The organism is Pseudomonas sp., assembly GCF_026224925.1.
Lineage (GTDB): Bacteria > Pseudomonadota > Gammaproteobacteria > Pseudomonadales > Pseudomonadaceae > Aquipseudomonas.
Genome location: NZ_JAMFRV010000157.1, coordinates 1 through 5,164 on the forward strand (window position 1 = coordinate 1; position 5,164 = coordinate 5,164).

General features: G+C 60.2%; 6 protein-coding genes. All 6 read left to right on the forward strand.

The annotated features are described in order from the left end of the window. On the forward strand, positions 1–502 hold a 502-nt coding region (locus M0974_RS06705; protein WP_297834348.1), incomplete at its 5' end, for a nitrilase-related carbon-nitrogen hydrolase. Positions 503–519: 17 nt separating this feature from the next. Next, the gene (locus M0974_RS06710; RefSeq protein ID WP_297834351.1) at positions 520–1,374 is read left to right on the forward strand and encodes a D-amino-acid transaminase; all 855 of its coding nucleotides are present in this window, start codon (positions 520–522) and stop codon (positions 1,372–1,374) included. A gap of 115 nt (positions 1,375–1,489) precedes the next feature. Next, positions 1,490–3,088, forward strand: coding sequence for an ABC transporter substrate-binding protein (locus M0974_RS06715; RefSeq protein WP_297834353.1), 1,599 nt, complete (start codon positions 1,490–1,492; stop codon positions 3,086–3,088). Positions 3,089–3,123: 35 nt separating this feature from the next. Then, positions 3,124–4,065, forward strand: coding sequence for an ABC transporter permease (locus tag M0974_RS06720; RefSeq protein WP_297834356.1), 942 nt, complete (start codon positions 3,124–3,126; stop codon positions 4,063–4,065). 10 nt (positions 4,066–4,075) lie between these two features. Continuing rightward, positions 4,076–4,951: an ABC transporter permease gene (locus M0974_RS06725; protein WP_297834358.1), complete on the forward strand. Its 876-nt coding sequence runs from the start codon at positions 4,076–4,078 to the stop codon at positions 4,949–4,951. Further along, positions 4,948–5,164, forward strand: a 217-nt coding sequence (locus M0974_RS06730; protein ID WP_297834361.1) for an ATP-binding cassette domain-containing protein, incomplete at its 3' end; no start/stop codon positions are given. The genes M0974_RS06725 and M0974_RS06730, both read left to right, overlap by 4 nt.

Here is a 5,164-nt window from a genome sequence, read left to right on the forward strand (position 1 = left end):
CCGAACCCGCATTGTAGGCTCGGGAGTCGTGCGCCCTAAACCTATCCAGATCGTCAATCCGGCGCACCAAGCGGGGCAAATCTGCGAACGGAATCCTGCTTGCGACGTGATTAAACGTCAAGGACTCCACAAGTACTTCCGCAGGTCCCTCCAAGGAAAGCCCGTCGACAATTCCCAGAAGCGTGGCGAAGGTGAAGAACATCGGCTGTTTCATTCCGAATTGTGCATGCAGGCCGGGGCCTATCAGAACGCGACCTGGGTGGTTGGCGTGGCCAAGGCCGGCGTCGAAGACGGCTTCCCGTTGATGGGCGGCAGCGTGATCATCGACCCCAACGGTTTCGTGGTGGCCAAGGCGCAAGGGCAGGGCGATGAACTGATCGTGCATGCCTGCGACATGGACCTGTGCAATTTCGGCAAAACCACGATCTTCGATTTTGCCCGCCATCGACGCATCGAACACTACGGCATCATCACCCGCCAGACCGGCGTTCAGCGCCCCTGACCTGGAGACAACGACTCATGCGCAGCGTGTACCTGAATGGGGCGTTCGTCCCTGAAAACGAGGCGAAGATCTCGATCTTCGACCGCGGCTTCATGTTCGCCGATGGCATCTACGAAGTGACCGCAGTGCTGCAAGGCAAGCTGGTGGACTTCGAGCTGCATCTGGCGCGTCTGGCGCGGTCGCTGGGGGAAATGGCCCTCGATTTACCACTCAACAGTGCGCAATTGCTGTCGATCCATCGTGAGCTGATCACGCGCAACGAACTGCATGAAGGCCTGGTGTACATGCAGGTCAGCCGTGGCGTCGAAGACCGCAACTTTCTGTATCCGCCCGCTGGCAGTCCGTTGACGGTGGTGCTGTATACCCAAGCCAAAGTGGTGCTCGACAGCCCGCTGGCCAAACGCGGTATGAACATCATCGGCCTGCCGGATTTGCGCTGGGGCCGCAGCGATATCAAGACCACCCAGTTGCTCTACGCCTGTATGGCCAAAGAACAGGCCAGGGCACAGGGCGCCGACGATGCATGGCTGGTGAAGGATGGCTGGGTCACCGAAGGTACGTCGAACAACGCCTTCATCATCACCCACGACGGCGCGGTGGTGACCCGCGAGCTGTCCCGTGCGTTGTTGCCTGGCACCACCCGCGGCGCATTGATCGCGCTGGTCAAGGAGCATGACCTGCGCCTTGAAGAGCGCGCCTACACCCTTGAAGAGGCGCAAGGCGCAGCCGAGGCGTTCATTACCTCGTCCACCTCATTTGTCTACCCGGTGGTGACCATCGACGGCCAGGCGGTGGGCGACGGCAAACCCGGTGCGCTGACCCAGCGTTTGCGCCAGCTGTACATCGACCATGCGCTCGCGGTGCTTGTCTAGTCGCCACACGCCACGGCCCAGGCGTACACAGAGACGCCGGGCCTTACCACAGCCTTTTGCACGACAGAGGAAGACTGCCGACACCGAACGTAGCCATTTGAAAGGAATGTTGAGCATGAAATCACGTCCATCCCGCGCCCTGATATCACGTCTGTTGCTGCCCGTTGGCGTGGCCCTTGCGTTCAATGCGCCGTTCACCTTGGCGGCCGAGAAAACTCTGCATGCGGTGATGTCTTCATCCCTGCGCGTGCTCGATCCCATCGCCACCACCGCGCAAATCACCCGCAACCACGCTTACATGATCTACGACACGCTTATCGGCATGGACGAGCATTTCGTACCGCAGCCGCAAATGGCCGACTGGACCGTGTCGCCGGACGGCCTGACGTACACCTTCACCCTGCGCGACGGCCTGCTTTGGCATGACGGCAAACCGGTGACCGCCACAGATTGCGTCGCCTCGCTCAAGCGTTGGGCGCGCTTTGATGTCGGCGGTCAGCTGATGATGAAGTACACCGCTGGCATTGTCGCCACCGATGACAAGACCATCACCCTGACCCTCGCCAAACCCTTCGGTTACGTGCTGCAACTGCTCGCCAAACCGTCCTCGGTCGCAGCTTTCATGATGCCCGAACGCGTCGCCAATATTCTCGACGGCAAGACCATCACCGACTACACCGGTTCCGGGCCTTATGTATTCGTCGCCAAAGAGTTCGACCCCGGCAACCGGGTGGTCTACGAGAAATTCAAGCAATACGTGCCGCGCAAAGAACCGGCCAGCGGTACTGCCGGGGGCAAGGTGGTCAAGGTTGACCGCGTCGAGTGGATCAACATGCCCGACCGCATGACCGCGATCAACGCGCTGTCGTCTGGCGATATCGATTTCATCGAACAACTGCCCATCGACCTGCTGCCGATGGTGCAGGCCGACGATCACCTCAAGTCCGGCGTGCTGAGCAAGTTGGGTTCGATGACTGGGGGGCGCATGAACTTCCTTTACCCGCCGTTCAACAACCCCGACATCCGTCGCGCCGCCATGTTGGCGATGAACCAGAAAGACGTGCTGGATGCGCTGGTCGGTAACCCTGAGTACTTCAAACAATGCGCTTCGGTGTTCGGTTGCGGGACCACGCTTGAAACCGAGGCGGGCGGCGAATCGCTGTCCACCGGCGGCAATCTGGAAGCTGCACGTGCGCTGCTGAAAAAAGCCGGTTACGACGGCACGCCTGTGGTGATCATGCAGCCGACCGACGTCCCAAGTCAGGCGCCGCAGCCGGTGGTAGCGGCGCAAGCGTTGCGCAAGGCTGGCTTCAACGTCGATCTGCAACCGATGGACTGGCAAACACTGGTCTCGCGCCGAGCCAACCAAAATCCACCCGCGCAAGGTGGCTGGAACCTGTTCTTCACCTATTGGAACGTCGAGACCATCTGGAACCCGGTGGTCAATCCGATGCTCGACGGTGGCGGGCAGAAGGGCGCTTGGTTTGGTTGGCCGACCGATCCGCAGATGAATCAGCTGCGGGTTGATTTCGCCACTGCGACCGATCCCGCAAAGCAAAAGGAAATCGCCGTCGACATTCAGAAGCGCGCCATGGATCAGGTGAGCTACATCCCGCTCGGTCAGTACTTCGACGTCGCCGCCTGGAATAGCCATATCAGCCACTTGATGACCGGGCCGTCCACGGTGTTCTGGAACGTCGAGAAAGCCGACTGATTGCAGCGTCATGATTCTTGCCTTCGGAGACTTCAATGCTTGGTTACTTTTTTCGCCGCGTGTTGGCGGCGATCCCAGTGATGCTGGTGGTCGCACTGTTTGTGTTCCTGTTGCTGCGCCTGTCGCCGGGCGATCCTGCGGCAATCATCGCCGGTGACATGGCCAGCCCGGAGCAATTGGCGGCGATTCGCGAAAGCCTCGGCTTGAACCAGTCGTTGTACCGGCAGTTTTTCGTATGGATCTGGCAACTGCTGCAAGGCGACTTCAGCACCTCGCTGATGGCCCATACGCCAGTGCTCAACATGATCGGGCAGCGCTTGGAACCGACCCTGAGCCTGGCGTTGGTAGCCATCGTGTTCACCATCCTGATCTCGGTTCCGCTGGGTGTGCTGGCTGCGTGGAAACACGGCAGCTGGATCGACAGTCTGGTGATGTCGACCTCGGTGCTGGGTTTCTCGATACCGGTGTTCGTGATCGGGTATGTGCTGATCACGGTATTCGCCCTGGAGCTGAAGTGGTTGCCGGTTCAAGGGTTTCGCAGCATCAGCGAGGGCCTTGGCCCATTCGCCCAAAGGATCGTGTTACCGGCGCTGACCTTGTCCTCGGTGTACGTGGCGCTGGTTGCACGCATGACTCGGGCGAGCATGCTCGAAGTGCTCGGCGAGGATTACATCCGCACCGCGCGGGCTAAGGGTTTGGCGGAGGTGCATGTGTTGTTCCGGCATGCGCTGCGCAACGCGATGATTCCGATCCTGACGGTGATCGGCACCGGCTTCGCGCTGATGATTTCAGGCGTCGTGGTCACCGAAAGCGTGTTCAACATTCCAGGGCTGGGCCGACTGATCGTCGATGCCGTGCTAGCCCGTGACTATCCGGTTATCCAGGGCATGATCCTGCTGACCAGCGGCGTGTATGTCGTCATCAATCTGCTGATCGATCTGTCGTACGCGATCAGCGATCCACGCATTCGTTACTGAGGGCAAGGCCATGAGCAAACCCGTTTCCCTGAGCTTGCCTGCGCCCAGACGCCGACTGATCATGCTGCCCCGCTTGCCGCTGACCTCGGCGCTTGCGCTGGTGGTTCTGCTGCTGATCATCGGCATGGCGATTTTTGCGCCGTGGGTTGCCAATCATGATCCGGTGGCACTGGCTCCAGCCTTTCGCCTGAAACCTGCCAGTGCTGAGTTCTGGCTGGGTACCGACGCCTATGGCCGTGATCTGTTTTCGCGCATCGTCTACGGCGCGCGTATCTCGCTCACCGTTGGTGTCGGCGTCACGGTGTTGAGCATCCTCATCGGTCTGCCACTGGGACTGATCGCCGGATATTTTCGCGGCCTCGACGCACTGTTGATGCGGGTGATGGACGGGCTGATGGCGATTCCCGGGATCTTGCTGGCGATTGCGATTGTGTCCCTTAGCAGTGCCGGGATCTGGACGGTGATGATCGCGATCATGGTGCCGGAGATCCCACAGGTGGTGCGTCTGGTGCGCTCTCGCGTGCTGTCGACGCGCGAGGAGCCTTACGTCGAAGCGGCGGTGCTGATGGGCACGTCGACCTTCAATATTCTCACCCGCCATTTGATGCCCAATACCCTCGCGCCGCTGATCGTGCAAGGCACCTATATCTGCGCCTCGGCGATTCTCACCGAAGCGATCCTGTCATTCCTCGGCGCGGGTATCGGCACCGAAATCCCGACCTGGGGCAACATCATTTCCGAGGGGCGGGTGTATTTCCAGCTCAAGCCATCGCTGGTGCTGTGGGCCGGTCTTGCGCTGTCACTGTGCATTTTGTCGATCAACCTGTTGGGCGACGCAGCGCGCGATGCGCTTGACCCGCGCATGAAAAAAAGGGGCGCAGCATGAGCGAGCAACTGAGCGACACGCTGCGGGTCGAACACCTGTGCGTGAACACCGCAGAAGGCACACCGATCCTGCAAGACATCTCATTCGAAATCCGTCCCGGTGAAACACTGTGCCTGGTGGGCGAGAGCGGTTCGGGCAAGTCGGTGACGTCACTGGCAATCTTGGGACTGCTGGCAAAAGATCAACTGAGTGCGGTCAGTGGCCGGATTCTGC